This is a genomic window from Gordonibacter sp., assembly GCF_036667095.1.
Lineage (GTDB): Bacteria > Actinomycetota > Coriobacteriia > Coriobacteriales > Eggerthellaceae > Gordonibacter.
On record NZ_JAVWUP010000278.1, the window covers coordinates 1 to 2,638 of the forward strand.

Here is a 2,638-nt window from a genome sequence, read left to right on the forward strand (position 1 = left end):
GAAGCCCCATTTGATCGACTTCCACCTTCAGGTCGGGAAACCTATCCAAATGATAAGCGCACATGATATCGGTCCGATCTTGGACGAAATCGTAGAGCAACGGCTTGCGCATTTCGTATTTGGGATAGGTGTAGGGGAACGGGCAGAGCGCTTCTAGGGCCGAGTACACCCTGTCGCGCGAGGCGAAGACCGAAAGGCGCACGGGCGGATATGGGCTCGGTTCGGTTGCGAGCAGGCGGCGGCAGTCTTCCGCCGCCGCGTCAATGCTTGAAAGAGCCGACCGGGCACCATCGAGCAGGATGGAGCCAGCGGCGGTTAGCTCGTTGTTACAGGTGCGGTCGAACAGCTCGAAGCCCAGCTCGCTCTCAAGCGCTTTGACATGGTTGCTCAACGTTGGCTGGGAAATGAAGAGTTTTTCTGCTGCGACATGGAAATTGCCGTAATTCGCCAATACGACGAACTCCCTCAGAAGCTCGGTTCTCATTGAAAGCCACCTCCCTTGTAGGCTCTTAGGCAATTATAGCGGCAATGCGGCTTGCGTGCGCTGGCATACGGGTTGTTATGCTCGCCACCTTCGACTCCCCGAAGGTGCAAGGAGCGCTTCGATTCCGCTTGCCAAGGAGCTCGGAAAGTCAAATGCGATTTTGTCAAGGCTTTTCGATGAGGGTTCCTTATCGGCTGATTACGTTTTGCATGCTGCCTGAAAGAATCCGAACTGCCTTCGAAAAGGTCCTATCTCGTTTCGCCTCGACCGCTTGCTACTATCTACTTGTTGCCGGGAAAACTCGGCGCATGAGGGGGAGTGCTTCGAGGAAAGGGAACAGATCGAGCACCCAGCGTTTCTTGCGGACGGTTTCGCTCCGTATCTGACGGATGCATACCCGGCAAGCGTTTATTCTGCGGCAAAAAGGATTTGCCACGAGGAAGAGGGAGGGCGTGTATATGCAAAAGAACGAAGTAACTGTGCTGAATAAGCCTCTTGGAAGACGGAGTTTCCTTAAAGGGTCTGCAGCTGTTGCCGTAGCTGCGGGAGCAGGCGCTTTTGTAGCGGGCTGCAGTCCTAAGACCGAGGAGAAGCCTGCGGACTTGGCGCCGAAGACACCTGAAGAAGCCGGAGAGATCGTCACGCCGGGCGTTTGCCGCGGAGGCTGCGGCGCCGGGTGCCAGATGAACGTGCACGTGCGCGATGGCAAGATCGTGAAGACGTCGCGACGCGAGCAATCAAACCCCGACACCACCCGCGTATGCAACCGTGGCCTTGCACACTCGCTGCGCGTCTACGCCGAAGACCGTCTAAAGTACCCCATGAAGCGTGCTGGCGAGCGTGGCGAGGGCAAATGGGAGCAGATTAGCTGGGATGAGGCTGTTACCACCATCACCGACAAGTGGAAAGAGGTTGCCGAGAAGTACGGTCCCGGTGCCAACGGCTTTCTTAAGAGCTCGGGCAACATTTCTCCTGATGCGCACAACTGCCTGATGTTGCGCGCCTACATGGGAGCCACGCTTATCGATCCGGCCTGCGACCGTGCCCTGTACGTTGCCGGCCCTGCGGCGGCTGGCTACAGCAACCGTTTCTGCGGCAGCGCCTTAGAGGACGTGTTCAATACCAAAAACTTGTTGATCTGGGGATACAACCCCACTGAGTCCACTTCGCATATGACGCACTACCTTTTGCGCGCACAGCAAGAGCATGGAACGAAGCTCATCGTCATCGACACCACGTTCACCATTAGTGCCTCAAAAGCCGATATGTTCGTGCCGATCCATCCGGGCACGGATGGTGCGCTCGCGCTTGGCATGATGAACGTGTTGGTGAGCGATGGTCTTACCGACGAGGCGTTCCTTGCCGCCAATACGGTAGCGCCGCTTTTGGTGAAGGAGGTAGACGGCACCTATCTACGTCTAAGCGATCTGAGCAAGGCAGCGGCCGGTACCACAGAAGACCTGTTCGTTGTGTGCGCGGCCGATGGCTCGTTCGGTTCCGTTGCCGAGATCACCTCTCCTGCCATCCACGGAAAGTTCACCGTCGAAGGCACTCCGGTAACCACGTCTTACGACCTTTTGCTTGAGCGCGTAGCGGAATGGACGCCTGAGAAGGCCTCGGAGATCTGCAAAGTTCCGGTCGAGACCATCAAAGAACTCGCCCATATCATGGTAGATAGCCCTGCCGCAGTAGCCCCTGGCCTAGGGTTGGACCATTACACCAACGGTACGGCCACCTATGCTGCCATCTTTGCCATGACCATGATGGCCGGGCAATTGGGAAAGCCCGGCACCGGCTTCAAAGGTGCTTTTGCCGCAGAAAGCGCGCTGGGCTGGATGCCCTACGGCCTCGTCACGCCCGCTGATGCGCCTAAGAGTAATACGTTCTATGCGCCCGCCATGCTCAACTGCATGGATTCCGGCAAATACGGCGATGCTGATATCAACATCAAAACGCTCTACATCTGGAACCACAACCTGTTCGGCAGCCAGGTAGGCAACGTGAAGTGGCGCGAGTTCTTGAAAGACGTAGAGCTCATCGTGGTTGCCGATGTGGTTTCAAACAGCACGACCGACTATGCCGACATCGTTTTGCCGGCTTGCCACTACTTCGAATGCGAGAGCGCGTCGGGCGAATCGACAAAGTACGTATTCT

The 2,638-nt window shown here is 56.8% G+C and carries 2 protein-coding genes; one reads left to right on the forward strand and one right to left on the reverse strand.

What is annotated here, in order from left to right; all coding sequences use genetic code 11:
* Positions 1-484, reverse strand: a 484-nt coding sequence (locus RR842_RS13635; RefSeq protein WP_332730131.1) for a LysR family transcriptional regulator, incomplete at its 3' end; no start/stop codon positions are given.
* Positions 485-942: 458 nt separating this feature from the next.
* Between RR842_RS13635 and RR842_RS13640 the strand changes: the two genes are divergently transcribed.
* Positions 943-2,638: molybdopterin-dependent oxidoreductase (locus RR842_RS13640; RefSeq protein ID WP_332730132.1), on the forward strand; the 1,696-nt coding region annotated here is incomplete at its 3' end.